At 70.9% G+C, this 26,710-nt stretch carries 20 protein-coding genes and 2 tRNA genes; 19 read left to right on the top strand and 3 right to left on the bottom strand.

Translation table 11 applies throughout. The features are described 5' to 3' along the window. Window positions 1-205: 205 nt before the first annotated feature. The 9 genes from VZQ01_RS35320 to VZQ01_RS35360 all read left to right on the top strand — a co-directional run bounded on the left by VZQ01_RS35320 (window position 206) and on the right by VZQ01_RS35360 (window position 9,408). Window positions 206-2,713 (top strand): ATP-binding protein, encoded by a 2,508-nt coding sequence (locus VZQ01_RS35320; protein WP_141324769.1) that lies wholly within the window; start codon window positions 206-208, stop codon window positions 2,711-2,713. Window positions 2,714-2,756: 43 nt separating this feature from the next. Continuing rightward, window positions 2,757-4,634 carry a tetratricopeptide repeat protein gene (locus tag VZQ01_RS35325; protein ID WP_426745841.1) on the top strand — a complete coding sequence of 626 codons (1,878 nt, stop codon included), beginning with the start codon at window positions 2,757-2,759 and terminating at the stop codon, window positions 4,632-4,634. 12 nt (window positions 4,635-4,646) lie between these two features. Beyond that, window positions 4,647-5,486 carry an alpha/beta hydrolase gene (locus tag VZQ01_RS35330; protein ID WP_426745843.1) on the top strand — a complete coding sequence of 280 codons (840 nt, stop codon included), beginning with the start codon at window positions 4,647-4,649 and terminating at the stop codon, window positions 5,484-5,486. A 55-nt stretch (window positions 5,487-5,541) separates the two neighbouring features. After that, window positions 5,542-5,883, top strand: coding sequence for a bactofilin BacN (gene bacN, locus VZQ01_RS35335; RefSeq protein WP_046714731.1), 342 nt, complete (start codon window positions 5,542-5,544; stop codon window positions 5,881-5,883). A gap of 55 nt (window positions 5,884-5,938) precedes the next feature. Continuing rightward, window positions 5,939-6,262, top strand: a complete 324-nt coding sequence (locus VZQ01_RS35340) for a bactofilin family protein (RefSeq protein ID WP_002636698.1) — start codon at window positions 5,939-5,941, stop codon at window positions 6,260-6,262. 3 nt (window positions 6,263-6,265) lie between these two features. Then, complete coding sequence (gene bacP, locus VZQ01_RS35345) at window positions 6,266-6,961, top strand: bactofilin BacP (protein ID WP_223751665.1); 696 nt, start codon at window positions 6,266-6,268, stop codon at window positions 6,959-6,961. Between the two features lie 352 nt (window positions 6,962-7,313). After that, a complete protein-coding gene (locus VZQ01_RS35350) occupies window positions 7,314-8,213 on the top strand; it encodes a ParB/RepB/Spo0J family partition protein (protein WP_223751664.1) in 900 nt (299 codons plus the stop codon). Next, window positions 8,213-8,779, top strand: coding sequence for an orotate phosphoribosyltransferase (pyrE, locus tag VZQ01_RS35355; RefSeq protein WP_074955483.1), 567 nt, complete (start codon window positions 8,213-8,215; stop codon window positions 8,777-8,779). Before VZQ01_RS35350 ends, pyrE begins: the two co-directional genes overlap by 1 nt. Then, window positions 8,776-9,408, top strand: a complete 633-nt coding sequence (locus VZQ01_RS35360) for a hypothetical protein (RefSeq protein ID WP_408889909.1) — start codon at window positions 8,776-8,778, stop codon at window positions 9,406-9,408. The genes pyrE and VZQ01_RS35360 overlap by 4 nt, the downstream gene beginning before the upstream one ends. A gap of 19 nt (window positions 9,409-9,427) precedes the next feature. Here the strand turns inward: VZQ01_RS35360 and VZQ01_RS35365 are convergent, their stop codons facing one another. The 3 genes from VZQ01_RS35365 to nadB are packed head-to-tail and all read right to left on the bottom strand — an operon-like array spanning window position 9,428 to window position 12,343. Further along, window positions 9,428-10,021, bottom strand: coding sequence for an LOG family protein (locus VZQ01_RS35365; protein ID WP_223785389.1), 594 nt, complete (start codon window positions 10,019-10,021; stop codon window positions 9,428-9,430). Between the two features lies 1 nt (window position 10,022). Beyond that, window positions 10,023-10,748 (bottom strand): rhomboid family intramembrane serine protease, encoded by a 726-nt coding sequence (locus tag VZQ01_RS35370; RefSeq protein ID WP_426745846.1) that lies wholly within the window; start codon window positions 10,746-10,748, stop codon window positions 10,023-10,025. 5 nt (window positions 10,749-10,753) lie between these two features. Further along, window positions 10,754-12,343, bottom strand: a complete 1,590-nt coding sequence (nadB, locus tag VZQ01_RS35375) for an L-aspartate oxidase (protein WP_223785387.1) — start codon at window positions 12,341-12,343, stop codon at window positions 10,754-10,756. 87 nt (window positions 12,344-12,430) lie between these two features. On the opposite strand from nadB, the gene VZQ01_RS35380 reads away from it, so the two are divergent. The 10 genes from VZQ01_RS35380 (at window position 12,431) to VZQ01_RS35425 (ending at window position 26,678) form a co-directional block, all read left to right on the top strand. Beyond that, complete coding sequence (locus tag VZQ01_RS35380) at window positions 12,431-13,120, top strand: lytic transglycosylase domain-containing protein (protein ID WP_223751659.1); 690 nt, start codon at window positions 12,431-12,433, stop codon at window positions 13,118-13,120. After that, on the top strand, window positions 13,077-14,942 hold the full coding sequence (locus VZQ01_RS35385) for a tetratricopeptide repeat protein (RefSeq protein WP_426745848.1): 1,866 nt from the start codon (window positions 13,077-13,079) through the stop codon (window positions 14,940-14,942). The genes VZQ01_RS35380 and VZQ01_RS35385 overlap by 44 nt, the downstream gene beginning before the upstream one ends. A 10-nt stretch (window positions 14,943-14,952) precedes the next feature. Continuing rightward, window positions 14,953-15,642, top strand: coding sequence for a CDP-diacylglycerol--glycerol-3-phosphate 3-phosphatidyltransferase (gene pgsA, locus VZQ01_RS35390; RefSeq protein WP_141324607.1), 690 nt, complete (start codon window positions 14,953-14,955; stop codon window positions 15,640-15,642). A 78-nt stretch (window positions 15,643-15,720) separates the two neighbouring features. Next, window positions 15,721-15,795 (top strand) — tRNA-Gly (locus tag VZQ01_RS35395). A 93-nt stretch (window positions 15,796-15,888) separates the two neighbouring features. After that, a tRNA-Gly gene (locus VZQ01_RS35400) sits at window positions 15,889-15,963 on the top strand. Window positions 15,964-16,182: 219 nt separating this feature from the next. Further along, entirely contained in the window at window positions 16,183-16,965 is a 783-nt protein-coding gene (locus VZQ01_RS35405) for an ABC transporter permease (protein ID WP_223785385.1), read from the top strand. A gap of 9 nt (window positions 16,966-16,974) precedes the next feature. Further along, the gene (locus VZQ01_RS35410) at window positions 16,975-18,267 is read left to right on the top strand and encodes an ABC transporter ATP-binding protein (RefSeq protein ID WP_408889912.1); all 1,293 of its coding nucleotides are present in this window, start codon (window positions 16,975-16,977) and stop codon (window positions 18,265-18,267) included. Window positions 18,268-18,342: 75 nt separating this feature from the next. After that, window positions 18,343-22,155: a rhamnosyltransferase WsaF family glycosyltransferase gene (locus tag VZQ01_RS35415; protein ID WP_426745851.1), complete on the top strand. Its 3,813-nt coding sequence runs from the start codon at window positions 18,343-18,345 to the stop codon at window positions 22,153-22,155. Window positions 22,156-22,428: 273 nt separating this feature from the next. Continuing rightward, complete coding sequence (locus tag VZQ01_RS35420; RefSeq protein WP_426745853.1) at window positions 22,429-24,390, top strand: class I SAM-dependent methyltransferase; 1,962 nt, start codon at window positions 22,429-22,431, stop codon at window positions 24,388-24,390. Next, window positions 24,387-26,678: a glycosyltransferase gene (locus VZQ01_RS35425; protein ID WP_426745855.1), complete on the top strand. Its 2,292-nt coding sequence runs from the start codon at window positions 24,387-24,389 to the stop codon at window positions 26,676-26,678. The genes VZQ01_RS35420 and VZQ01_RS35425 overlap by 4 nt, the downstream gene beginning before the upstream one ends. The last annotated feature ends 32 nt before the right edge of the window (window positions 26,679-26,710 follow it).

A 26,710-nucleotide genomic window follows, 5' to 3' on the forward strand; every position in this document is an offset into this window, starting at 1 on the left:
AAGCCACGATGGGCGTGGCGCCCGGGCATCTCCACTCACAGTCCCGGTCGCCACCGGCCGTGCGCCGCTCTGGCCCACGGACGTGAACGGCGGCAAGATTCGGAAACCGAACCATGAACCCTTCCGCATTCAACGGGTTTTTGCAGCCTCCCCAGTGGCGCCCGCACAGGGCCGCCGCGGCGCGAGGTTCACTGTGAGAGTCGAGATGCAGGCGGATCAGCGGGGACGCGTGCTGGTGGTGGCCGGGAAGGAGTCCGGCGACGCCTTGATGGAGCGGCTGACCGCCAGCGGCTACCACTGCGCGGCGGCCGAGAAGGACACCGGGCTGGCGGAGCTGGCGGACTCGCTGCAACCCGAGGTCGTGCTGCTGTCGGTGACGGCCAAGCGCGCCGCGGAGCTGCTCGAGTCCCTGCGTCGGGTGGAGCGGCTGCAGCGGTTGCCCGTGGTGGTGGACCTGGGCAAGTCCCGGTCGGCGGAGGCCTTCAAGCGCCTGGCGGTGGATGACTGGATTCGCGGCGCGGACGAGGTGGTGCCCCGGCTGGAGGCCGCGCTCAGGGCGGGACGGCTGAAGGACCGCGAGGAGCGCGTCCGGCTGCGCATGGGGATGCTGCTGGAGATCACCCAGGCGGCGACCAGCTCGCTGGAGCTGGAGGAGATCCTCCGCATCGCGGTGGACAAGGTGGGGCGCGTCACCGGGACGGACCGCTGCTCGGTGGTGCTGGTGGAGGGCAGCCACGCGCGCACGGGCAAGGTGGTGGCGACGCAGGAGGACCCCAGCCTCGTGCAGCTCGACATCGAGGTGGCGCGCTATCCGGAGCTGCGCCGCGCGCTGGAGACGCGCGAGCCGGTGCTCATCGAGGAGGCGCAGCGGGATCCGCTCATGGCGGAGGTGCGCACGTCCATCGTGCCTCTGGGCGTGAAGTCCATCCTGGTGCAGCCGCTCATCTGCCAGGACGACCTGCTGGGCGCGCTGTTCCTGCGCGTGTCGCGCATGGACGCGTCCTTCGGCCGCGACGAGCAGGAGTTCACCCAGGCCGTGGCCGGCGTGCTGGCCAACTCCATCCGCAACGCGCGGCTGCACACCGCGGTGAAGAAGAAGCGCGAGGACCTGGAGCTGGCGTACGTCGAGCGCTACCACGAGCTGCTCGAGGCGAACCGCCGGCTCAAGGAGCTCAACCGCCTGAAGGATGAGATCATCGCGGTGGTGAGCCACGACCTGCGCGCGCCGCTCCAGGTGCTGCTGGGCCATGGCCGCCTGCTGCTGGAAGGGCCGCTGGAGTCGCAGCAGAAGCAGTCCGCGGAGGCGATGATCCGCCAGGGCAAGAAGATCCTCGGCCTGGTCGAGTCGCTCCTGGAGAAGGGCAAGGGCGAGGCGGCGCGGCTGTCCATCGAGCCCCGTGTGCTGGACGTCGCGCAGCTGTGCCGTGACGCGGTCAACGAGCTGGAGATATTGGCGGCCGAGCGGGGCGTGTCCCTGCGCGCGGACTGCCCCGACAGCCTGATGCTCATCGGTGACGAGGTGAAGCTGCACGAGGTGCTGCAGAACCTCATCACCAACGCCATCCACCACGCGCGCGACGCGGGTGAGGTCGTCGTGTCCACGCGGAGGCTGGGCCGTCCGGACGGTGACGCGGCGAAGGTGTGCGTGCAGGACGACGGCGTGGGCATCCCCCAGGACGAGCTGCACCTGGTGTTCGACCGGTACCGTCACGGCGGCAAGGGGACGGGGCTGGGGCTCGCCATCTGCAAGGAGTTCGTGGAGCTGCACGGCGGCGAGATCTGGGCGGAGAGCCCGCCCGAGCACGGGTGCCTCTTCGTCTTCACGCTGCCGCTCGCGCAGGAGGCGCCGCGCAACCCCCGGCCCGTGGTCGCCACGTCGTCGGTGACGGAGCAGCCGCGCGTGCTGGTGGTGGAGGACGAGCCCGAGATCGCCGCGGTGCTGTCGGAGGTGCTGCGCTCGAAGTACCGCGTGGAGGTGGCGCGCGACGGCGCGGAGGGCCTGGCCCGGGCGCGCGCGCAGCGGCCGGACCTGGTGGTCATGGACGTGTTCCTGCCCAAGCTGGATGGCCTGGACGCGGCCATGGCGCTCAAGTCGTCTTCCGACACGGCGCACATCCCCGTCATCCTGCTGTCCGCGCACCAGGGCGTCGCGGAGAAGGTCCGCTCGCTCAACCTGGGCGCGGTGGACTACATGAGCAAGCCGTTCAACGCGGTGGAGCTGCTCAACCGCACGGACCGCGCGCTCAAGCTGCGCCAGGGTGAGCGCGAGCAGCAGGAGAGGGAGCGCTCCCAGCCCTCGCTCCAGCGCCGCACCGGGAGCGACCCGGCCACGGGGCTGCATGACCGGCGCGGGCTGCTGCTCCGGCTGGAGCAGGAGCTGGCCCGCAGCCGGCGCTACCACCGGGCCCTGAGCCTGGCGGTGCTGCGGCCCGACCGGCCCGTGGAGCCCGTCCCGAACAACATCGCGGACGTGATGCGCAAGCGGGTGCGCCACCCGGATGCCATCTCCCACCTGGGCGCGGGGGTCTTCGTCGTCGTCCTGCCCGAGTGCAACGCGGAGGCCGCTCGCGCCGTCATCAGCCGCCTGATGCCCGACGTGGAGAAGGCGACGGACACCGAGTACCGCTCGGCGGTGGCGGACGTGAGCCAGGACAGCGACCCGGTGGAGAAGCTGCTCGAGAAGCTGGGCGCGCCGCCTCCCGAGGAGGCCTGAGACCCTGCAAGGCGGCTGGGGCCGCGCTAGACTTCCACCTCGCGTGAGCCCCTCCCGCCTCCTCGTCGCCGTCCTGCTCGTCGCCTTGTCCGGGCCCCAGGCCCTGGCGACGGCGCCCGCGTCGCGGCGTCCCCGCGTCGACCGGGAGGCCATGCGGGAGGCGATGGACGCGGCGGCCACGGACGACGGGGCCTTCTCCTCGTCCGCCAGCTACACCCAGTACCTGCGGGCCCGGTTGCTCCACCACGCCGGAGACCACCGGGGGGCGGTGGATGCGCTGCGGCTGGCGCTGGCCACGGATGACGGCCACCCGCTGCTGCTCACCCGGCTGGCGGAGGAGTACGCCCGGCTGGGAGACCTGGACAAGGCGGAGCGGGAGCTGCGCCGCGCGGTGGAGCGCTCCTCGGCGTACTACCCGGCGCACGTGCTCCTGGGCCGCGTGCTCATGGAGTCGGGCCGCTTCACCCGCGCGCGCCTGCACCTGCGCCGCGCCGTGGCCCTCAAGCCGCGCGAGCCCGAGGCGTACCTGGTCCTCGCCCAGCTCTACCTGGAGTCCGGCTCCCCGGCGGAGGCCGTGAAGGTGGTGGAGTCCCTGTCCCGCGCGCTGCCGGGAGAGGCCTCCGGTTACCGGCGGCTGGGGCTGGCCCTGGCCGAGCGCGGCGACACGGCCCGCGCCGAGCGGCTGCTCTCCGAGGCGGCCACGAGGGACCCCGGGGACGTGGAGGTGCTGGGCACGCTGGCGAAGCTGTACGAGGAGACGGGGCGTCCAGGCAAGGCCGAGGAGACGCTGGCGAAGGCGCTGGAGCGCGAGCCGGACAGTCAGGAGGTGCTCCTGGCCGCGGGACGCTCGGCGCTCAAGGCGGGCTCTCCGGTGCGGGCGCGGGCGTACTTCGACCGGCTCCTGTCGCTGTCGGGTGAGCCGGAGACGGCGGTGCGGGTGGCCTTCAGCTACCTGTCCGAGCGCGAGCCGGACGCCGCCGTGCAGGTGCTGGAGACCGCTCGGAGCGCCAGCGATGGCGAGCCCCGGCTGGCCTACTACGTGGGCCTGGTGCACGAGCGCCTGCGGCGCTTCCCCGAGGCGGCCAAGGCCTTCGCCTCCGTGCCAGAGGGCTCGGACATCTACCCCGACGCGCGGGTGCGCCTGGCGAAGTGCCTGTCGCTGTCGGGCCAGCACCCGCGTGCCCTGGCGCTCCTGCGGGCCGCGCTCCAGGACTCGCCCGATGACCTGGAGGTCCGCGCGCAGTACGCCCGGGCGCTGGAGCGGGGCGGCACGCCCGCGCGCGCCGAGTCCGTGCTGAAGGAAGGGCTGTCCCGCCAGCAGTCCGCGGCGCTCTACGACGCGCTGGCCGCCACGCTGCAGCGGCAGGGAAGGGGGGCGGAGGCGCTGGTGCTGCTGCGCGAGGCCCTGGCTCGGATGCCGAAGGACCCGGCCCTCCAGTACGTGATGGGCGCGGCCTTCGAGCGGCAGGGGGACATGGCGGGCGCGCAGGCGCGCATGCGCGCGGTGCTGGAGGTGGAGCCGGACCACGCGCCCGCGCTCAACTTCCTGGGCTACCTGCTGGCGCAGAGCGGACGTCACCTGGACGAGGCCGAGCGGCTGGTGCTGCGCGCGCTGGAGCTGCGCCCCGACAACGGCGCGTTCCTGGACTCGCTGGGGTGGGTCTACTTCCGCCGCGGGGACTACCCTCGCGCGGTGGAGGTGCTGGAGCGGGCCTCCACGCTGGCGCCGGACGAGCCCGTCATCCTCGAGCACCTGGGGGACGCCTATCAGCGCGCCGCCCGGGGACCGGAGGCGGCGGGGGCGTGGCGCCGGGCGCTGGAGGTGTTGTCGCTGGACCCCGAGTCCGCCGAGCCCCCGGGCCAGCGCGAGGCCCTGGAGCGCAAGCTCAAGGCGCTATCCACGGGTGCGGCGGGCCGCTAAGTTGCTGGGCCTATGGCTCGCCATGACGAGGGCTACTTCACCGGCCGGGACGGGACGCGGCTCTTCTGGAAGACGCACCTGCCGGACGCGGAGCCGCGAGCGCACGTCGCGGTGGTGCACGGCTACGGAGACCACTTCGGCCGCTACCAGTACGTGACGGACGCGCTGGTGGCGGACGGCTTCGCGGTGCACGGCTTCGACTACCGCGGCCACGGGCGCGCGGAGGGACGCCGCGCCTACGCGGAGAAGTGGCCGCACTACGTGGACGACCTGGAGGTGTTCTGGGAGCGCGTGCGCGCGGCGGCCGGCGGCGCGAAGACGTTCGCCCTGGCCCACAGCCACGGCGGGCTGATGGCCGCGCACTGGGTGGGCGCCCGCAAGGTGGAGGGCCTCTCCGGGCTGGTGCTGTCGGGCCCGTACTTCAAGCTGGCGATCACCCCGCCCGCCGTGAAGGTGCTGGCCGCGAAGGCGGCGGGAGCGCTGGTGCCCTGGCTGGGCATCGCCTCCGGGCTCAAGGTGGAGGACCTGACCCGGGACACGGAGGTCCAGCGCGCCACCCGGGAGGATCCGCTCTACCTGTCCATCGCCACGCCGCGCTGGTTCATCGAATCCACCAAGGCGCAGGCGGAGGCGATGTTGCTCGCCCCGAAGATTCAAGTCCCGCTGTTCGTGCTGTGCGGCGCGGAGGACGGGGTGGCGGCGCCCGCGGCGGCGCGGGTGTTCTTCGAGACGGCGGGCTCGGCGGACAAGAAGTTCAAGGAGTACCCCGGCATGAAGCACGAGCCGCTCAACGAGGTGGGGCGCGCCGAGGTGTTCCGGGATATCTCCGGCTGGATCTCCGCGCATCTCTGACATAATCAAGGCGCTCGGCTCCTCGGGAGGAGCGGGCTCTGGGTGAGGTCACCGCATGGCAACGGGTGAAACGGGCATCATCGGCAAGGGCATCGTCATCAAGGGGAACCTCACGGGTGGTGGGGACCTTGTCATCGAGGGGCGGGTGGAGGGGCAGATTGCCCTGAAGAACCACCTCACCATCGAGAGCACCGGGAAGGTGCAGGCGGACATCCGGGCCGAGGAGTTGACCATCAACGGCGAGGCGAGCGGCAACATCGACGCCTCGACCCGCGTGGCCATCAACGCCTCGGCGAAGGTGGCTGGCGACATCAAGGCGCCGCGCGTCGTCATCGAGGATGGCGCCGTGTTCAACGGCTCCATCGAGATGGACGTCCGGCTGCCGGACGACATCTGAAGCTCACGCCGCGGGCGGACGCGGCACACACCTTTCGAGAGGGCGGACAACACTCATGGCGAATACGGTCATTGGTTCGAGCATCGTCATCGACGGAGAGATTTCCGGAGACGAGGACCTGGTCATCCAGGGCACCGTGAAGGGGAAGATCTCCCTCAAGGAGAGCCTCTACGTGGAGGGCAGCGGCGTCGTCGAGGCGGACATCGAGACGCAGAACGTGGAGATCGCCGGCCGGGTGACGGGCAACATCGTCGCCAGCGACAAGGTCGAGCTGAAGACGGACTGCCGCGTGGTGGGCGACATCAAGGCGCCGCGCATCCTCATCGCCGATGGTGCCTCCTTCAAGGGCAACGTCGACATGGACATGAAGGAGCGCTGATTCGTGGCCACCCCGAAGGAGTTGAGCGGTAGCACCGCCGTCAACAACACCGTGGTGGGGCCTTCCATCCTCATCAGCGGCCGGTTGACGGGCGACGAGGACCTCACCGTCCGGGGCCGCGTGGAGGGAGAGCTGACGCTCAGCCGTACCCTCATCGTGGAGCCTTCGGGTGTGGTGAAGGCGAACGTGGCGGTGAAGAACGCCATCGTCAGCGGCGTGGTGGTGGGCAACATCAACGCCACGGAGAGCGTGGAGCTGACCCGCGAGGGCCGCATGGTGGGCGACATCCACGCCCCGCGCGTCATCATCGTGGACGGCGCCAGCTTCCGCGGCCGCGTGGACATGGGTGACGTGGAGCCCGGCCGCCTGCCTTCGGAGCGCCCCGTGGTGGCCCGTCCCACGGCCGTGACGCGGCCGACGACGGCGACCCCCGTGCGCACCACGACGACGCCCGCCCGCCCGCCGACGCCTCCCGCGCGTCCGCCGGCGCCCCCGGCCCGTCCCACGACGCCCGCCGCGGCGCCCACGACGGTGGCCCGCCCCTCGAGCAAGCCTCTGCCGCCGCCTCCGCCCCCCCGGGCCGAGACGCGTCCGACGCCGCCGCCCGTGGAGCAGACGACTTCTGCCGAGCCGCCAACGCCCTTCTCGGTGGGTGCTGGCGCCAAGAAGAAGGTCGTGGTGAAGAAGAAGACCCGCTAGAGCACACAGCCCGCGCCGCCGGAGTCGGTGGCGCGGGAGTGGGCAGACCAGGGGTGCCACCATGGACGCCGAGCACAGGGTTGACGGAGAGGAAGGGATGCCGGGTTCTCCGGAGGGTGGCTCGTCGTCCGCGCCCGAGGCGATGTCGGCGCGGGGCGACGGCGCGAGCCAGGACGGCGTGCCGTCAGAGTCGTCGCGTATAGAGGGAGCCGTCGGGGAGTCCGCCCCGGTCGATTCCCCCGCGCCCGAAGCGGGTGCGTCGGCGCCGGAAGGCGGTTCACCGGAGTCCCAGGCAATCGCCGCCGAAGGCGCGCCCAGCACGGGCGAGCCCGAGCGGAGCATGGAGTCGTCGGTGGGTTCGTCGGAAGAGTCCCAGGAGAAGTCCCCGTCGGAGGCCTCGAGCAGCGAGTCCGCGGCGTCGTCGGAGCCCGCGACCTCCGAGGGCGCTCCCCGCCAGGAGTCCGCGGAGGCGTCGTCCACCGATGGGGCGCCTGGCCAGGAGTCCGCGGCGTCGTCCTTCACCGGAGCGCCAGGCGAGGAGTCCGAGGCAGCGTCCTCTGAGGGGGCCCCGGGCGGGGCCGAGGCGTCCGGAGCGGAGGAGGACGAGGAGTCCGAGCTGCTCGCCGCGCCCGAGGAGCGCCTCGCGGGGCGGGTGGTGACGGTGTTGATGCCGCTGGAGCGCCTGGAGGACGAGTCGGCGTACCGGCTGCGGCCCGAGGGGGACGTGTCCGGGCTGGCCACGGACATCGCGCGGCTGGGGCAGCTGTTCCCGGTGGACGTGCGTCCCCGGGGCAACGACCGCTACCAGCTGGTGTGCGGGTTCCGTCGCGTGGCGGCGCTGCGCTTCCTCAAGCGCGACGCGGTGCAGGCGCGCGTGCACACCGACCTGTCGGACGAGGACGCGCTCCTCATGTCGCTGGCGGAGGCCATCCACGCCACGCCGGTGGAGCCGGAGGTCCTCGAGGCCAAGCGCGACCAGCTGGAGTCCGAGGGCCGGTTGAGCGCGGCCGTGGCGGACATGCTCGCCAAGGCGCTCGCCACGGACGAGTCGCTGGCGCCCGAAGGGGTCGAGGAGGAGATCGACGCCGACGAGCTGGCCTCGGACGTGTCGCAGCGGCTGGGCGCCATCAACCAGGACCTCTCGCTGCTGGCGGACGTGTTCGCGTCGCTGGACGAGTCACGCCGGGCGGAGCTGTTGATGCAGTTGCGGTACTCGTCGGAGCTGGTGGCGTACCTGGAGGGCCTGTCGTGATGGTGGATGCTCTCGCCCGAGACCGGGCCCGGCTGCTGGAGCTGCTCACGCAGCGCTCCTTCGAGCGTCGCCGCGTCGTGCTCTCGTCCGGCAAGGAGTCGGACTTCTACATCGACTGCAAGCGCACGGCGCTGCTGGCCGAGGGGCACTTCCTCATCGGTCGGCTGTTCCTGGACGCCATCCGCCGCGAGGCCCCGGAGGCGGTGGGCGTGGGTGGGCTGACGCTCGGCGCGGATCCGCTCGCCTCGGCGGTGAGCCTCACCGGCTACCTCTCCAGCTACCCGCTGTCCGCGTTCATCGTCCGCAAGGAGCCCAAGGGCCACGGCACCGGCCAGTGGATCGAAGGCCTGAGCGGGCTGGGCACGGGCGCGAAGGTGGCCATCGTCGAGGACGTGGTGACGACGGGTGGCTCCACGCTGAAGGCCATCGAGCGGGCCCAGGCCGAGGGGCTCACGGTGCTCGGGGCGTTCGCCCTGGTCGACCGGTTGGAGGGAGGGCGCGAGGCGGTGGAGGCCGCGGGCCACCGACTCACCACGCTGTTCACCCGCAAGGACTTCATCCCTTGAAGAAGCTGCTCGCGACGGGAGCGCTGCTGGGAGCGCTGGTCGGCTGTTCCTCCCTGCCTCCCATCGCCGTGGGCGAGCAGGCCCCCACGCTGAAGGACGAGAACGCGGAGTCGCGTTACCGGGCGTTGCTCGCGAAGTACACGGGCCACCAGGAGATCTACGACGGCTTCGACACGCGCCTGTTCGCGGGGGCGACGCTGCAGACGTGGACCTTCCGCGAGGCGCGCGTGAAGCGCCAGGCGGCCTTCCAGGTGCTGCCCGATGCGAAGGTGGCGGAGCTGCTCGCCGAGGAGCGCGCCGAGTCGTCCCAGGTGCACGAGTTCTTCCTGGGCGTGCACGTCAACGACTACCGCTACCTCGACTTCGACTTCCGTCGCTCCATCTGGCGCCTGGCGCTGGTGACGCCCGCGGGTGAGGTGACGCCCGTGCGCATCCGCCGCCTGGGCCGCGCGGACCTGGAGATGCGCGCCTACTACCCGTACACCAACGTCTTCTGGGTGGGGTACGAGGTGCAGTTCCCCACGGTGATGGCCAGCGGTCAGCCGGTGATTCCGCCGGGCACCGAGCACGTCACCTTCCGACTGGCCTCGTCGCTGGGGCAGGCGGAGATGAAGGTCTCCGCGCAGTAGCAGGACAGCTCGCGCCTCATCAGGTCTGCTCGGGGCGCTTGAGCCACTTCTCGGTGACGGTGAGCGTGGGGCCGGCCTGCAGCCGCTCCAGCAGCCCGGCCGGTGAGGCCTCCACCGCGAAGGGCAGGGCCTGGGATTCGGGGACGAAGCCCTCGGTGGCCAGGTGCCTGGACAGCGCAACCAGCGGCTGGAAGAAGCCGCGCGTGTCGAGCAGGCCCATGGGCTTCTGGTGCAGGCCCAGCTGCGCCCACGTCACGATTTCGAAGAGCTCGTCCAGGGTGCCGAAGCCGCCGGGCAGGGCGACGAAGGCGTCCGCGCGCGTGGCCATGAGGGCCTTGCGCTCGTGCATGGAGTCCACGCGGATGAGCTCGGTGAGGCCCAGGTGGGCAATCTCCCGCGCGCCCATGAAGTGGGGCAGCACGCCCACCACCTGGCCGCCCGCGGCGAGCGTGGCGGCGGCGACGGTGCCCATGAGGCCCACGCTCGCGCCGCCGTAGACGAGCGTCATCCCCCGGCGGCCCAGCTCCGTGCCCAGCTCGCGCGCGGCCTCGGTGTACTCGGGGCGGGTGCCCGGCCTGGAGCCGCAGAAGACGCAGACGCTGCGCACGGACATGTCAGAAGGCTCCGCGCCGCTCGGGGTGCGCCGCGTAGAGCGCCACCAGGGCCGAGAGGAACAGGATGAGGGGCAGCGCGAGCGCGTACACCTGCCGGCCCTGCCGGAGGGCGATGCCGCACGGCAGGCCAAAGAGGAAGCCGCCCAGGTGGCCCGACCAGCTCACGAAGGGCAACAGGCTGAGCACCGCCACCTGCACCAGCCAGATGCCCAGCTCCCGGCGCCCCTGCCGCGTGGCGATGGGCAGCATGGCGCCCGCCCAGCCCAGAATCATCCCGGACGCGCCCACCATGGGCGTGTCGAAGTTGAACAGCAGCGAGAACACGGACGAGCCCAGTGCCGTCACGAGCGACAGGCCGAGGAAGCGCAGCGAGCCGATGCCGCGCTCCAGCGTGAAGCCCAGCGTCACGACGACGGACATGTTGAAGACGAGGTGGAGGATGCCGCCGTGCTCCAGCGCGCACGCGAGCAGCCGCCAGTACTGGCCCTCCTGCACCGCGGGGCCGTACAGCGCGCCCAGCGGGAGCTGCCGCGCGGTGAAGGACGGCAGCTGTCCGGCCTCCTCCAGGAGGAAGACCGACACGCACAGGCCGATGATGGCGTAGCAGACCCACGGGCGCGGCTGCGGGGCCTGGGGCGGGGGAGGCGTGCCGAACGGATGGCCTCCGCCGCGAGGCTCAGTCCCGCCACCTGGCGCGTCGAGGATGTGTCGCGGTCCGGAGGACATGTCCCTCACAGCTCCCGGGAAAGGGTGGTGTCTCGCAGCCAGTGGTGGTCATCGGGATGCGGATAGTCGAGGGTGAAGTGCAGTCCCCGACTCTCCTTGCGACGGCTGGCGCAGTCGACGATGAGCAGGGCCACATCGGCGATGTTGCGCAGCTCGATGACGTCCCGGGTCACCTCGAAGCGCCAGTAGTAATCACGAATCTCCTCGCGCAACAGCTCCAGCCGGCGTCGCGCGCGCATCAGCCGCTTGTCCGTCCGGACGATGCCCACGTAGTTCCACATGAGCCGGCGGATCTCGTCCCAGTTGTGGCTGACGACGACGCTCTCGTCGGACTCCACCGCGCTGCCCGGGTCCCACTCCGGCGGGTCCTCGCGCGGGGTGGGCAGCGACGCCAGCTCCTCCGCCGCGACCTTCACGGCGCGCTGCCCGAACACGAGCCCCTCCAGCAGCGAGTTGGACGCGAGCCGGTTGGCGCCGTGCAGTCCCGTGCAGGACACCTCGCCGATGGCGTACAGGCCCGGCACCGACGTGCGCCCATGCAGGTCCGTCACCACGCCGCCGCACTGGTAGTGGGCCGCGGGGACGACGGGGATGGGCTGCACGGCCATGTCGATGTTGAACGCCTTGCAGGTGGCGTAGATGTTGGGGAAGCGCTCGGTGAGGAACGCCCGGCCCATGTGCGTCATGTCCAGGTAGACGCACTCGTCGCCGGTGCGCTTCATCTCCGCGTCGATGGCGCGCGCCACCACGTCGCGCGGGGCGAGCGCGCCCAGTGGGTGGTAGCGCTCCATGAACGTCTGCCCGCCCTTGAGTCGCAGCTTGCCGCCCTCGCCGCGCAGGGCCTCGCTGATGAGGAAGCTCTTGGCCTCCGGGTGGAAGAGGCAGGTGGGGTGGAACTGGTAGAACTCCATGTTCGCCACCTGCGCGCCCGCGCGGTACGCCATGGCGACGCCGTCCCCCGTGGCCACGTCCGGGTTGGACGTGTACAGGTACACCTTGCCCGCGCCGCCGGTGGCCAGCACCGTCACCTTCGCGAGGAACCGCTCGATGCCGCCGTTCTCCAGGAGCGCGTACGCGCCCAGACAGCGGCTGCCGCCGGGCCTGGGCTGGCGCCGGTCCAGGATGAGGTCGATGGCGGCCGTGTTGGCGAAGAAGGTGATGTTGGGCGTCTCGTCGCACCTGGCGAGCAGCGCGCGCTGCACCTCGCGCCCGGTGATGTCACCCGAGTGGATGATGCGCCGCGCGGAGTGGCCGCCCTCGCGCGTCAGGTCGAACTCGCCGGAGGTCTGCCGGTTGAACTCCGCGCCCAGCGTGACGAGCTCCCGCACGCGCTCGGGGCCCTCGCGCACGGTGACCTCCACCGCGTCCCGGTGGCACAGGCCCGCGCCCGCGACGAGGGTGTCCTCGATGTGGGCGTCGAAGGAGTCGGTGGGGGCCAGCACGCTGGCGATGCCACCCTGGGCGTAGGCCGTGTTGCTCTCGCCTCGCTCGCGCTTGGTCAGCACCGCCACGGTGCCATGCCGGGCCGCCTGGAGGGCGAAGGAGAGGCCCGCCACGCCGCCTCCCAGGACGAGAAAGTCGAACCGATGGGGCATGGCCAACAGCCTTAACGACTGTAAGTGCTGGAAACAAGGCGTTTTCTTGAGGACTTTCCGGCGTGTGTCTAAGGTTCGAGGGCCGATATGCGAGCCATTCCCGCGCTCATGCTCTGTGCCGTGCTGGGCCTCCCGTCCTGGGCGGGCGCGTCCGAGTCCATCTACCGGTACGTGGAGAAGGACGGGACCATCGTCTACACGAACGTGCCGCCGACGGGCTCCAAGGGCGCGAAGAAGATGAAGGGGGCGTTCACCCAGGCGCCGGCGAAGAGCCGGCCGGTGGTGGGGCGCTCCCGCACGCCGCCGGACCTGGACCCGCACATCGCGGCGGCGGCGGTGCGCTACCGCATCCCGACGGCGCTCGTGCGCGCCATCATGCACGCGGAGAGCAACTTCAATAAGAACGCGCTGAGCCACAAGGGCGCGAGCGGACTGATGCAGTTGATGCCGGCCACGGCGTCGGACATGTACGTGAAGGACATCTTCGACGAGCGCGACAACATCGAGGGCGGGGTGCGCTATCTGCGCGTGCTCGCCAACATGTTCGACGGCGACATGGTGAAGATGATTGCCGCGTACAACGCGGGCCCGGACGCGGTGAAGCGCTACGGCGGCAAGGTGCCCCCGTACGAAGAGACGCAGGGGTACGTGCGCAAGGTGCTCCAGCTCTACTACCACTACAAGGAGCGCGAGCGACCCGCCGAGAGCGGACCCCGCGAGCTCACATCCCAGAATGACGACGCGCGTGAAGGGGCGGCCGGAGACGAGCCCCGCTGACGACGAGTTCCTCCAACAGCTCCAGCGTGGTGGAGAGCTGCTGGCGGCCAACAAGGTCATCGAGGCCAGGAGCTTCCTGGAGCGTGCCCACCAGCTCCAGCCTCGCAACGAGAAGGCGCAGAACCTGCTCGGGCTGTGCTTCTTCAAGCTCGGCATGTTCGACAGGGCGGCCGAGCTCTACGAGATGCTCGTGCGCGACAACCCGGTGGACCCGACGCTGCGGGTCAACCTGGGCCTGGTGTACCTGAAGACGAACGCGCTGCAGCGCGCGGTGCGCGAGTTCGAGACGGCCACGGACCTGTCGCCCGAGCACCAGAAGGCGCAGAACTACCTGGGCCTGGCGCTCGCGCAGATGGGAGAGTACGGCCGCGCGCGTGAGCACTTCCTGCTCGCGGGCAGCGACGCGATGGCGGAGAAGATGTCCCGCGCCATCGCCGGGGAGAACTTCGCCCGCGCCACGCCCGCGCCCGTGCCGCCGCCCGCGGCGCGGGTGGAGAGTCCTGCCCCCGTGCGGGCTGGGTCCCCGGAGCCCGAGGAAGAGGAGATCCGCTTCGCCGAGGACGAGGGGCCGAGCGCGCTCGGTGGTGGTGAGTCGGAGTCCTCCGCGTCGCAGTCCCGCGAGGATGCGGGGAGTCCGTTCACGACCGCTGGCCCTGTCGGCACGTCGGGGGGGGCGCTCTCCGCGTCGGGGTCGTCCGGAGCGACTGGCGCGCCGGGAACCTCGGTGGCCGGTGGCGCGCTCTCCTCCTCGGGGGCGTCCGGAGCGGGTGGCGCCTCGGGAGCGTTCGCAGCGGGTGGCTCACCGGGGAGTTCAGGCCCGTCCGGGGTCGGTAGCTCGCTGGGAGCGTCCTCGGCGGGTGGTGTGCCGGGTGCGACGGGCGCGGTCGGTTCTTCGGGAGCGTCCGCCTCGGTCGGAGCCGTCACCGCTTCGGGCGCGTCGAACGTGGCGAGCCAGGGTGCCGCGGTGGGTTCGCCGCCCATCCACGGGGCGTCGGCCTCGGCGGGCGCGTCCCTCCAGACGGGCTCGAGCACGTCCTTCGCGTCGGGTTCCTCCGCCACGGCGGGCACGGGCTCCACCTCGGACGAGACCTCCGCCGCGACCTCCTCGGTGCCGCTGTCCCGGCTGCAGCTCACCAAGGTCGCCGCGCGGCCGGCTCCGACGCGTGAGGCGACCTCCTCCGCGCCGCTCCTGTCGGTGCTGGCGCCCTCACTGGCCCTCGAATCGGAGCGGGGGAGTGGTCCCTTCGCCCTCGGCGAGGGCCGCTTCCGCATCGCCGTGGAGACGGAGCTGCTCACCCGGCTGGACGGCCTGGTGGCGCTCGAGGGACAGCTCGCGTTCCAGCCGGAGATGAAGCGCTTCCGGGGCCGGGCGACGGACAAGCCCTTCGGTGAGGGCGCCTCGCGCATGGTGCGCGCCCGGGGCCGGGGCGTGCTCCACCTGGAGCCCTCCGAGCGCCGCACGTTCCTGGCGGTGGACCTGGGCGAGGACTCCGCCTACTTCCGGGACGAGAACGTCTTCGCCTTCGAGGAGCCGGTGATGTTCGAGAATGGCCGGGTGCCCTCCGACATCGCGCCGGACCTGGACCTGGTCCACCTGCGCGGTCAGGGGCAGGTGCTGCTGAGCCTGCCCGGGCCGCTGCGCTCGGTGGCGGTGCGCCTGGAGGCGCCGGTGACGGTGCCGCTGACACACCTGGTCGGGTGGCAGGGCAACCTGACGCCTCGCGTGGTGCCGCTGCTCAAGTCCGCCTCCGGCGAGTCGCTGCGCACGGCGGTGGAGCTGGGGGGCGAAGGTTTTGCCCTCATCGCGCTTGGGGTCCGCTAGAAGGCGCGCCATGGCCACCGACCGAGCGATTCGCAAACAGCGCAAGCGGGAGGAGCGGGCGCGCCGGCGCGCCGAGCGCAAGCCGAGCGTGCTGGTGCAGGAGTTCTGGAACCTGCCCAACATGCTGACGCTGGGGCGCATCTTCCTCATCCCCCCGTTCGTCTGGCTCATGTACGACGGGGACCCGCTCAGCTCCCTGTTCGCGGGGCTCGTCTTCGCCGTCGCCGCCATCACCGACGTCATCGACGGCTACCTGGCGCGCAAGTGGAACCTCATCACCGTGGTCGGCAAGTTCATGGACCCCCTGGCCGACAAGCTCATCGCCATGGCGGCCCTGGTGATGATGGTGCGGCTCGGACGCATCGCGGCGTGGGTCGTCATCGTCCTGCTCGCCCGCGAGCTCATCGTCAGCGGCCTGCGCACCATCGCCGCCAGCGAGGGCATGGTCATCGCCGCCGGCCAGGAGGGGAAGTGGAAGACCTCCCTCCAGCTCGTGGGCATCATCTCCCTGTGCGTCCACTACGTGCACCCGCTGACGCTCGGCTCGTTCAGCACGCCCGTGGACTACAACCTCGTGGGCAAGGTGCTCGTCTACCTGTCCGGCGCGTTCTCCGTCTGGAGCGCGGTCGTCTACTTCCGGGCCTTCCTCGCGATGCTCGCGAAGCGGGGAGACGAGGCGCCGATCGCGAAAAGTGTTTGACGCCGTTGGGAGGCCTCTGTATACCCCACCTCACTTCGGGCGCGGCGCTGACGCGACGCGGCTGAAGCGGTGCCTGATGCGGGAATAGCTCAGCGGTAGAGCATCGCCTTGCCAAGGCGAGGGTCGAGGGTTCAAATCCCTTTTCCCGCTCCAAAAGAAGGCCCCTTGGGAAACCAGGGGGCCTTTTGTTTTCACCTGAGAAGGGTGCGGGCGCCGGAAGGTTGAGATGTCGTCGCGGTCCATGATGCGGGAATAGCTCAGCGGTAGAGCATCGCCTTGCCAAGGCGAGGGTCGAGGGTTCAAATCCCTTTTCCCGCTCCAGAACGAAGGCTCCCAGGGAAACCCGGGAGCCTTTTTGTTTTCTCACGCAATGACTCGCATCGCATGCGTGGCGGCCCCGCGGGGTGGGACGGCCGAGCGTGCGTCAGGGCCGGCTGGACGGAGGGGAGACGACCCCTCGCGAGAGGGCACGAGGGAATCGTGCGGGGTGTATGGCTTGCCTCGCACGCACTCGGGCCCTGCTATATGAAGGGCCCCCTCATGATTCGCCTCGTCCGAGAACTGTACCAATACCGAGGCCTGCTCCTCAGCCTCGTCCAGCGTGAGCTCAAGGCCCGCTACCGCGGCTCGTTCCTGGGCTTCCTCTGGACGTTCCTGAATCCCACGCTGCACATGTTGGTGTACGCGCTGCTCTTCACCATGGTGATGCGGCAGAACATCCCCAACTACCCGTACTTCATGTTCGTGGGGCTGCTGCCGTGGATCTGGTTCACCTCGTCGCTGACGGCGGGCGCCAGCGCCATCAGTGACCGGCGCGACCTGATGACGAAGGTGCGCTTCCCGGCCCAGGTGCTGCCGACCACGGTGGTGATGACGAACCTGAGCAACTACGTGCTGTCGCTCCCGCTGATGCTGACCCTGGGGCTCATCTACGGGCAGTACCCCACCTGGCACGTCATCGCGTTCCCGCTGGTGGTGCTCATCCAGCTCATCTTCACGCTGGCGCTCACGTACATCGTCGCGGCCATCAACGTGTCGTTCCGGGACCTGCAGCACATCGTCGGCAACGTGCTGACCATGTGGTTCTTCCTCACGCCGGTGCTGTACCAGGCGAGCACCATCCACGACGAGAGCCTGCGCACGACCATCCTGATGGCCAACCCCATGGCCAGCTTGATGCTGTCGTACCAGGCCATCTTCTACGAGCACCGCCTGCCGGACGCGGGCCCGCTGGCCGCGCTGGCCGTCGTGTCGGTGGTGCTGCTGTGGGGCGCGTCCGTCCTCTTCGAATCCCGCCGCGAGGACTTCGCGGAATCCATCTGAGCCGTCGCCATGCAGGAACCCCTCGACGCCATAGTGCTGCGCGATGTCGTGAAGAGCTTCCGGAAGAGGACCATCCGGGGTGAGTACACGACCTTCAAGTCCGAGCTGCTGCGCTGGTTGCGCGGCAAGAACAAGCCGAAGGAGGGGGGGCTCATCACCGCCCTGCGCGGCATCAACCTGCGCATCCCCCGCGGCAAGACGGTGGCCATCATCGGCCGCAACGGCTCCGGCAAGAGCACGCTGCTCAAGCTCATCACCGGCATCTACACGCCCACCTCGGGGGTGATGGAGATCAACGGCCGCATCTCCGCGCTCCTGGACCTGGGCGCGGGCTTCCACCCGGACTTCTCCGGCCGGGAGAACATCCTCATCAACGGCATCATCCTCGGCATGTCGCGCACGGAGGTGCGCGAGCGGATGGATGACATCATCGCCTTCAGCGAGCTGGGCGAGTTCATCGACGAGCCGGTGCGCACGTACTCCAGCGGCATGTACATGCGCCTGGCGTTCGCGGTGGCCACGCACGTGGACCCGGACATCCTCATCGTCGACGAGATTCTCGCGGTGGGCGACGAGCACTTCAGCAAGAAGAGCCTCGCGAAGATGACGGAGTTCAAGAAGCGCGGGAAGACCATCGTCCTGGTGACGCACGACCTGGGCACCGTGGAGAAGTGGTGTGACGAGGTCGCCTGGATCGACGGTGGCTACATCCGCCGCGTGGGCCGCCCCTCGGACGTCGTGGCCGAGTACAAGCAGGCCATCGCCCTGGCGGAGGCGCAGTCCGCCACCTTCACGCCGCCGGCGCTGACCGAGGACGGCGGCGCGCTGCCCCAGGTCAACGTGCCCGTCGAGGACGGCCCCGTGCGCCTGTCCGGCCTGCGGCTGACGTCGCCGGGCGGCGCGGAGGTGGCGCGGCTGTCCCCGGAGGTGGCGGTGGAGGTCTGCGTGGACTTCTCCGTCCAGGGGCCGTGCGCGGACCTGGAGTTCGAGGTGTCGCTCCAGTCCCCCGAGGGCCGGGCGCTCTACGAGACGAGCACGCGCGTGGAGTCGGTGCCGCTGCCGAAGGAGCTGCCGTCCTCGGGGCGGATGCGCTTCGTGCTGGAGCGGCTGGGCCTCTTGGCGGGCACGTACGTGTGTGTGGTGTCGGCACGCACGGCGCAAGGGGTGTCCCGCGAGCGCTGCACCTTCGAGGTGAGCTCCTCGGTGGCCGAGCGCGGGGTGTTCCGTCCGGCCCACCACTGGGTGGTGGAGCCCGTCGCGGTGCAGATCTCCCCCGCGCTCGCGGGTGGCGGCCGTCCCTGAGTCATTCGGGTTGGCGGGAGTCGTCAGGGGGCGTATCCGTGCGGCCGGCACGCGAACGAGAGAGGCGGTACGGCGGTGAAGACAGTGCTGGAGAAGCTCGCCGGTGATTCACAGGCGCCCGACGCGGCGCCGGGCGCCGGGGAGCTGGCGCGGATGGTGGCCGTGGTGCGCTCGCTGCTGGAGGCGCGCCGCCCGTGTCTGCCCGGGGCCTGCGAGGACGTGACGGCGCTGGAGGGCGCGCTGCGGCTGCTCACCGAGCAGCTCTACCGGGCCCGGCCGGAGGGGGCGCACGCGCTGTCCCCGCTGCAGGAGGCCTCGCGGCTGGCGGTGCCGCACGAGTTCGCGGTGCCGGACTCGCACCGCGCCACGCTGGGCCGCGTGGTGACGGCGACCAAGCGCGCCTTCATCGAGGGACTGCACCCGTTCCACGTCGAGTCACTGCGTCCCCAGGCCGACTTCAACAAGGCCGTGGTGCGCGTGCTGGAGTACCTCACGGTGCACCGCGCGCTGGGCCTGCGCGAGGACGTGTCGGCCTGGGCTCGCGCACAGCTGGCGCCCAAGGCGGACCCGACGCGCTGGCGGGTGGCGCGCTCCCACCGGGGCGGCGCGCTGGGCTCGGTGGTGGAGGCCGCCAAGCGCTCGTACCTGTCCGCGGCGGGGCCCGTGCTGGAGGGGCTGCTCAAGGGACAGTCGGCCTGGAACGCGGCCATGGTGGAGGCCGTCGTCGCGGCGGCCAGCCCCACGCCGCCCGACGAGGCCACGGGCGCCCGGTGGGTGGCGGGGCTCGTCGAGCACAACGACCCGCTGCGGCCCGAGGCCCTGCCGCGCCCGCTGCGCGCGGGGGCGCCCTTGTGGACGGAGCTGTTGCGTCGGCAGACGCGCTTCAACGAGCAGGCGGTGCTGGCGCTGGCGGGTGTGCTGGGCACGCGCACCCCCGCGCCCCGTCCCCCGGAGCTGGGTGACTACGAGGGCTGGTGCGCGAGCCGGGAGCCGGCGGACCTGGAGGCCGCGCGCGAGGCGCTCGGAACGCTGTCCTCGCGGCCCCGGGTGACGCTCGTCACGCCCGTCTACAACACGCCCGAGTCCTTCTTCCGCGAGTGCGCGGACAGCGTGCGGGCGCAGCTCTACACGGAGTGGGAGTGGGTGCTCGTCGACGACGCCAGCACCGCGCCGCACGTGGCGGGGATGCTGCGCGAGGCGGCGGCGGGGGACGCGCGCATCCGCGTGGTGACGTTGGAGCAAAACGGCGGCATCGCTCGGGCGACGAACGCGGGCCTGGCGGTGGCGACGGGCGACTGGGTGGGCTTCCTGGACCACGACGACACGCTGGCGCCGCACGCGCTGGCGCGGATGGTGCTCGCGGCGGAGGCGGAGCCCTCGCTCGAGGTCCTCTACAGCGACGAGGACCGGCTGGACTCCGAGGGCCGGCGCACGGCGCCGTTCTTCAAGCCGGACTGGTCTCCGGACCTGCTGCGCTCGGTGAACTACGTCTGCCACTTCCTCTTCGCGCGGCGGCGGTTGATCGAGGCGGTGGGGGGCGTGCGCGAGGGCTTCGACGGCTCGCAGGACTTCGACCTGATGCTGCGGCTGAGCGAGGCGGCGCGCGGCATCGGCCATGTGCCCCAGCTCTTGTACCACTGGCGCGCCAACCCGGCGTCGTTCTCCAGCCAGGCGGCGGGGCTTTCGAAGGCGACGGACGCGGGCGAGCGCGCGCTGCGCGAGCACCTGGCGCGCAAGGGCGAGGCGGCCGAGGTGTCCAGCCCCGCGCCCACGCAGTACCGGGTTCGCTATCCGGTGAAGGGCACGCCGAAGGTGTCCATCATCGTCCCGTTCAAGGACCGGCCGGACCTGCTGGAGCTGCTGGTACCGGGGCTGCTCTCGCGCACGACGTATCCGCACTTCGAGGTGCTGCTGGTCTCCAACAACAGCACGAAGCCGGAGACCTTCGCGCTCCTGGAGCGGCTGACGGACCCCCGGCTGGTGAAGCTCACCTGGGACTTCCCCTTCAACTACCCGGCCATCAACAACTGGGCGGCGAAGCAGGCCACGGGCGAGCTGCTGCTCTTCCTCAACAACGACATGGAGGTGGTGGACCCGGGCTGGCTGACGGAGCTGGTGTCGCAGGCGCAGCGGCCCGAGGTGGGCGCGGTGGGCTGCAAGCTGCTCTTCCCCGAGGGCACGGTGCAGCACGCGGGCGCGGTGGTGGGAATCACCGGCATGGCGGGCCACCCGTTCTGGCGGCTGCCGGATGGCCCCATCTCCACGCCGTTCGGCCACACCGAGTGGACGCGCAACTGGCTGTCCGTCACCAGCGCGTGCGTCATCTTCCGGCGCGACGTCTTCGAGGGCCTGGGCGGCTTCGACGAGCGCTTCCAGGTCTGCGGCAGCGACGTGGACATCGGCCTGCGGCTCAACCAGCGCGGCCTGCGCGTGGTGTACACGCCGCACGCGCGCCTCATCCACCACGAGTCCGCCAGCCGCCGCGCGGACGCCGTGCCGGAGTCCGACTACTGGTGGTCCTACGTGTCCTACCGGCCCTGGCTGGGGGAGCGCGGAGACCCGTTCTACAACCCGAACCTCTCGCTGCTGGGCACGGACTGCTCGCTCCGACGTCACCCGGAGACGGGCGAGACGCTGGCCCTGCGCACGCTGACGCACGACGTGCCCAGCGCGCAGGACCCGGCCATGGAGGCGCGGGCGCGGGCGCAGCGCCACCTGGTGGAGCACCTGGGCGAGCTGGACTTCACGCCCGAGCAGGCGGCGGCGTCCCGCGAGTCGGCGGGAGCGGCCCTCTCGGCCCTGCGCGCGCGGGGGAAGGTGCGCACGGCCACCTGGTTCATCCCCGCGTTCGGCCACGTCTACGCGGGCATCCACACGCTGTTCCGCTTCGCGGACCTGATGCAGCGGCGTCACGGCGTGCAGAGCGACTTCGTCGTCTACGACAAGCCGGGCGCGAGCCCCGGGGACTTCGAGGCCAGGGCGGCCACCGTGTTCCCCGGCGCGGCGGGGGCCTTCCGCGTGCTGGCGGGGGCGTCCGCGCTGGCGGAGCTGCCCGAGTGCGACCTGGCCATCGCCACGTACTGGACGTCCGCGTACCAGGTGCTGCGCCACCCGCGCGCGGCGGTGCGCGCGTACTTCGTGCAGGACTACGAGCCGATGTTCTTCGCGGCCGGCACCCAGTCCGCGCTCGCGGAGCAGACCTATCAGCTGGGGCTCCTGGGCATCTTCAACACGCCGGGCCTGCGCGACACGGTGAAGGCGCTGCATGGCATGGACGGCTTCGCCTTCGAGCCCGCCGTGGACTCGGCGCTCTTCCATGACCGGCGTCCGGCGCGCAAGGGCCCGGTGCGTGTGTTCTTCTACGGACGGCCCGGCAACGAGCGCAACGGCTTCGAGTTGGGCCTGGCGGCGCTGGCGCGGCTCAAGCGGGAGCTGGGCCCGGCGGTGGACATCGTCACGGCGGGCGCCGAGTGGCATCCGGAGTCCTACGGCGTCCGCGGGCTGGTGACGAACCTGGGCGTGTTGCCCGCGGAGCGCACGGCGGCGCTCTACCGGGAATGCGACGTGGGTCTGTGCTTCATGTTCACCCGCCACCCGTCCTACCTGCCCCTGGAGATGATGGCGTGTGGCGTGACGGTGGTGACCAATGACAATCCCGCGAACCACTGGTTGCTGGAGGACGGGGAGAACTGTCTGCTGTCCGCGCCGACGGTGAGCTGCGTGCTCGCGCGGCTGCGCGCGGCCGTGACGGATGCCTCGCTGCGCGCGCGAATCGGTGCTCGCGCGGCGGAGCGTGTGCGCCGCACGAGCTGGGAGGAACAGGTGGACCTGCTGCTTGAATACCTGCTGACGCCAGACGTCGGGAGCGCTCGCGCCGCCGTCAAGTAAGGCACTCGCCCGGCCCGCTCGCTCGGATGTGGGCCAGGCGGGCGTCGGATGCGTCGGATAAGACAGGTGCCCGTGCGACTGGGCGCACCTCGTGGCTTTTACCCTTCACTGCCAGCACGTCCCTTGCCTGAGCGCCGCCAGTCATGGGAATGGTTGCAGGACTTACCGAACTTCGCTGGAAACGGACCCTCGGTCCATGTAGGCGGCGTCAATTCTCAACGGCCTATGTACAAAGACATCAAGAGCGAGCGCCCCAGCGGGGACTCGACGCAAATGAGCAAGGGGCTTCCATTGTGGACGCCGGCCGCCGGCCGCGCGCAGTGGGAGGCGGGGAACGCCGACGCGCAGGGCGCCAGGATTTACGGTCAGCAGGAGCGGGTGCTGAGCACGCTCATCCGCGCGGAGCAGAAGCGCCTGGACCGTGCACTGTCCGTGCTGGAGCTCGGCTGTGGCTTCGGTCGTCACGCCGCCTATGTCACCCGGCTCTCGCACGTCCAGTACCACGGGTATGACGCCTCCGAGTCCATGACGGAGCCGCTGCGTCGCGAGGCGCCGCAGCTGGCGAAGGAGCGCATCTTCTTCGGCGAGGACCCGCTCACCGCGGTGGGCGAGCGCCGCTTCGACGTGGTCTTCAGTGTCGCCACGCTGCTGCACACGCCGGGGGACCGCATCTCCAGCCTGCTGGAACGCCTGGGGCGGCTGCTGTCGCCGGATGGCGTGCTGGTGCTGGTGGAGAACCCGCTGGTGCCCACGAGCGTGTGGGACGCCTCGCAGCACCCGGGCGGTTGGCTCCACGCCTTCGCGGACCTGCTGCCGCAGGGGTGGGACCTGCACCACGGGCCCGGTCTGGTGGACGGCCAGGACGTCTATGTCCTCAAGCGCCACGGTGACGAGGGCCGCCGCTACTTCCAGCTCACGGGGCCGGAGTCGCCGCGGGACGAGTCGCGGCCGGTGACGCTGGAGGCGCTGCGCGAGCGCGCCATGCCCCAGTTCCTGGCGTGGGCGGAGCGGGCCAGCAAGTCCCTGTCGGGGGCCGCGGCCACGAGCGCCGAGGCGAAGGTGGAGGAGCTCACCGCGCGGCTGGCGGCGGAGACCGAGCGCTTCGCGCGCCGCCAGCGGCTCCAGGCGCTGTCCGACGACCTGGCGCGCCTGCGGGCCTCGCGCGTCGCGTTCCCGGATGCACCCACCGCGTACACGCCGCCCGCGGGAATCCCAGGCTTCCTCCACAACGCGCCGTTGGACACGCGTTGGGCGGCCGTCATGCCCCGCTTCGGGAAGCTGATGCATGTCTTCCATCAGGAGTGGCATGGCATCCGCGCCGCCGCCGGCTACATGCCGGGGCAGAAGCTGGCCATCGCCTGCGAGCGCACGCTGGATGAGCGCGAGCTGCGCGCGGCCCTGGAGTTGGTGCAGCGCAGCGGCTGTGACACGGTCATCGTCCACTCGTACTCGCCCAACGCCCGCGACTTCATGGTGCTGCTGCGCCGGACGATGGGCTCGTCGGTGCGCATCCTCTCGCTGTGGCACGGCTCGTCGGCGCAGTTCCACTACTCGCTGGAGCTCGACTACTTCGCGCAGCTCGTGGACCTGAAGCGGCGCGGCGTCATCGACGAGGTGGCCACCGTCAAGCCGGGCATGCACCTGCTGTCCTCGGACATCTTCCCCAAGACGGTCATCAACCTGCCGCCGCGCGTGTCGGACGCCGAGCGCACCTCGCCGACGCGGCGGATGACGCGCGCCGCGCTCATCCCCACGCCCAATGACTGGCGCAAGAACTTCTTCACCAACCTCTTCGCCTGCCAGGCCTCCTCGCGCATCGACGACGTCTACGTCACCGCGAGCTACAAGCTGCCCGAGGCGCTCAAGGCTCGCCGCCGCATCCACCACGTCGCGCGCCCCAGCCGCACGGAGCTGTTCGAGCTGGTGCGCCGGTGCGACATCGTCCTGAACGCCTCGCTGTCGGAGTGCCAGCCCATGACGGCGCTGGAGGCGCTCTCGCTGGGCATCCCGTGTGTCCATGGCACGCTGAGCATGGGCGCGCTGGATGCGCATCCCTATCAGCGGCTCTCGCAGATCGCCGGCGTGGACTCCGTGGAGGCCGTCACCGCCGCCATCGAGCAGGTGGTGTCGCTGCGCGAGCGCGCGCCCGAGGAGCTGGCGCAGATGATGGCGGACTACGCGCGCGCCCTGACGGCGGAGGCCGTCGACGTCCTGGGGGAGTTCGTTCAGTCATGAGCCCGCGTCGTGTCTGTCTCGTCACCGACGAGCTCTATCCCTTCACCGCGGGAGGCATCGGACGGGTCCTCCACAACCTGGTCGAGGACTCGCTCCAGCGCGACGCGGACATCGAGCTGCACCTGCTCTTCCCGTCGAACGCGACGTTGATCCCACGCGAGGTGGAGGAGCACTTCCAGGGCCGCGTGCGAGCGCACCGCGCCGCGCCGCGCGCCGACTGGGAGACGAGCATCGACGAGGGCGGCGTCTATCCGCCTCCGGGGGCCTTCACCGACACCTCCTGTCATGCCCAATCGATGGAGCTGCTGCTCGAGCTGCGCCGGCTGGAGTCCGAGGGCATCGACTTCGAGGTCATCGAGTTCCCGGACTACCGGGGCTGGGGCTTCTGCGCCATCCAGGAGAAGCTGCTCGGCTGTGGCCTCGTGGGCGCGCGGATGGTGGTGCGGCTGCACTCGACGGCCGGGATGCTGGCGCCCTTCGAGCGTCAGCTGCCGGGGCGCGAGCACCTGGGCCAGTACGAGCTGGAGCGCAAGGCGCTGCTGGACGCGGACCTCGTCGTCGCGCACATCCCCGGCGTCGCCGAGCTCAACTGCTCACACTACGGCTTCGCGCGTGGCTGGCTGGACAAGGTCATCCGGGAGTTTCCGCCCGTCGCGCCGAAGCGGGAGCTGGTGCCGCTGCGAGGCGAGGGTGAGCCGGACCTGCTGTTCGTGACCAAGGTGCAGAGCATCAAGCGCGCGGACGTCTTCGTGCGCGGAGCCGCCGCCTTCATGCGCCGCTGCTCCGAGTACCGCGGCAAGGCGGTGCTGGCCTGCCACGTCGCGAGCGCGGCGTACCTGGCCCAGGTCCAGGCGCTGATTCCGGAGGACCTGCGTCCGCGGTTCGTCTTCACCGGTCCCAGCAAGGACCGGGACGCGCTGATGCGACAGGGCATCGTCGTCATCCCGTCCGCCTACGAGTCCCTCAACCTCACCGCGTACGAGGCCGCCAGCGCGGGCGCCACGTTGGTGCTCAACGCGGCGTGCGTGGCCTTCGCCCCGGGCAGCCCCTTCGTGGACGGCGTCAACTGCCACACCTTCGATGGCTCGGTGGAGGGGCTGGTGGATGCCATGGAGCGCGCGTGGCGCTCCGGTGCGCTCCATCCGGTGGAGTGGACGGCGGACGCGCCGTACTGGGAGCGGCCCCAGCCGAAGCCCGAGCGGACCGGGATGCCGCCCGACGAGCGGCGGCCTCGCGTCAGCGTGCTCATCACCAACCACAACCTGGGGCGCTTCCTCCCGGAGACGCTCGAGAGCATCGCGGACAGCGACCATCCGGAGATCGAGGTCATCATCGTCGATGACGCCTCCACGGGGGCGTTCGACCACGAGGTGCTGGCGCACATCGAGGAGGCCATCCGCGCCGGTGACAGCGGGGTGAAGCTCATCCGCAACCCGGTCAATCGAGGGCTGCCGGCCTCGCGCAACATCGGCCTGCGCGCCGCGACGGGCGACTACATCCTGCCGTTGGACGCGGATGACTGCATCAGCCCCACCTTCATCCGCATGGCGGTGGAGGCGCTCGAGCGTCACCGCGAGTTCGACGTGGTGGTGCCGTCCACGGGCTACTTCGACTCCGACGAAGCGCGGGCCCAGCGCCGCTTCATCGACTACGCGCTCTTCATCGGTGACTGTCCATCCCTTGGAATGGTCGCCAACCGGTTGGCGTGCGCCACGTCGCTGATGCGCCGCTCGGTGTTCGAGCGGATCCGCTACAACGAGCAGCTGACGAGCTACGAGGACTGGGACCTCTACCTGCGGCTGGCCCACTCGGGCAGCCGGTTCCTGGTCACCAACGCGCTGCACTTCCACTACCGGCGGCGCAAGGGCTCGATGATTACCGGGGTCAACCGGCACCGGCACCTGGAGCTCCTGTACCAGCTCCACCAGGGCCTTCCCCGGCCGCTGCCCGCGGGTACGCAGCTGGCCATGTTCCTGTTGCTGGCCCAGCCGGAGCACGCGCTCCACGCGGCGACCACCGAGGCGGTGTCGACGGCGGCGGCGAGCGAGGCGCCCCTGCGCTACGACGTGGTGGACAAGGTCAACCGGGCATTGAAGCGCGTGCCCGTGGTGCACCGGATGCTCAAGGTCGCCGCGGCCGGATTGACGCCGGAGGGCGAGGAGGTCCGGCCCATCCGTTATTCGCTGGTGGACCTGCTCAACCGAACCCTCAAGCGGATGCCGGCCGTGCATCCCCGCATGAAGCAGGTGGTTCGCACCACCAGCCAGTGGGGGCTCAGCCGTCGCTGAACCGGCGGTGCCCGGAGAGGACACGTCACGGT

It is taken from the genome of Myxococcus faecalis (genome assembly GCF_050039385.1).
In the GTDB taxonomy this organism is placed as follows: Bacteria; Myxococcota; Myxococcia; order Myxococcales; family Myxococcaceae; genus Myxococcus; species Myxococcus fulvus.

Coding starts and splice junctions, on each gene's coding strand:
- VZQ01_RS35370 (WP_426745846.1), bottom strand. CDS start 10,748: ATGTCCTCCGGACCGCGACACATCCTCGACGCGCCAGGTGGCGGGACT.
- pgsA (WP_141324607.1), top strand. CDS start 14,953: ATGGCCACCGACCGAGCGATTCGCAAACAGCGCAAGCGGGAGGAGCGG.
- VZQ01_RS35420 (WP_426745853.1), top strand. CDS start 22,429: ATGAGCAAGGGGCTTCCATTGTGGACGCCGGCCGCCGGCCGCGCGCAG.
- nadB (WP_223785387.1), bottom strand. CDS start 12,343: ATGCCCCATCGGTTCGACTTTCTCGTCCTGGGAGGCGGCGTGGCGGGC.
- VZQ01_RS35330 (WP_426745843.1), top strand. CDS start 4,647: ATGGCTCGCCATGACGAGGGCTACTTCACCGGCCGGGACGGGACGCGG.
- VZQ01_RS35385 (WP_426745848.1), top strand. CDS start 13,077: ATGACGACGCGCGTGAAGGGGCGGCCGGAGACGAGCCCCGCTGACGAC.
- pyrE (WP_074955483.1), top strand. CDS start 8,213: ATGGTGGATGCTCTCGCCCGAGACCGGGCCCGGCTGCTGGAGCTGCTC.
- VZQ01_RS35365 (WP_223785389.1), bottom strand. CDS start 10,021: ATGTCCGTGCGCAGCGTCTGCGTCTTCTGCGGCTCCAGGCCGGGCACC.
- bacN (WP_046714731.1), top strand. CDS start 5,542: ATGGCAACGGGTGAAACGGGCATCATCGGCAAGGGCATCGTCATCAAG.
- VZQ01_RS35380 (WP_223751659.1), top strand. CDS start 12,431: ATGCGAGCCATTCCCGCGCTCATGCTCTGTGCCGTGCTGGGCCTCCCG.
- VZQ01_RS35425 (WP_426745855.1), top strand. CDS start 24,387: ATGAGCCCGCGTCGTGTCTGTCTCGTCACCGACGAGCTCTATCCCTTC.
- VZQ01_RS35405 (WP_223785385.1), top strand. CDS start 16,183: ATGATTCGCCTCGTCCGAGAACTGTACCAATACCGAGGCCTGCTCCTC.
- VZQ01_RS35340 (WP_002636698.1), top strand. CDS start 5,939: ATGGCGAATACGGTCATTGGTTCGAGCATCGTCATCGACGGAGAGATT.
- VZQ01_RS35410 (WP_408889912.1), top strand. CDS start 16,975: ATGCAGGAACCCCTCGACGCCATAGTGCTGCGCGATGTCGTGAAGAGC.
- VZQ01_RS35320 (WP_141324769.1), top strand. CDS start 206: ATGCAGGCGGATCAGCGGGGACGCGTGCTGGTGGTGGCCGGGAAGGAG.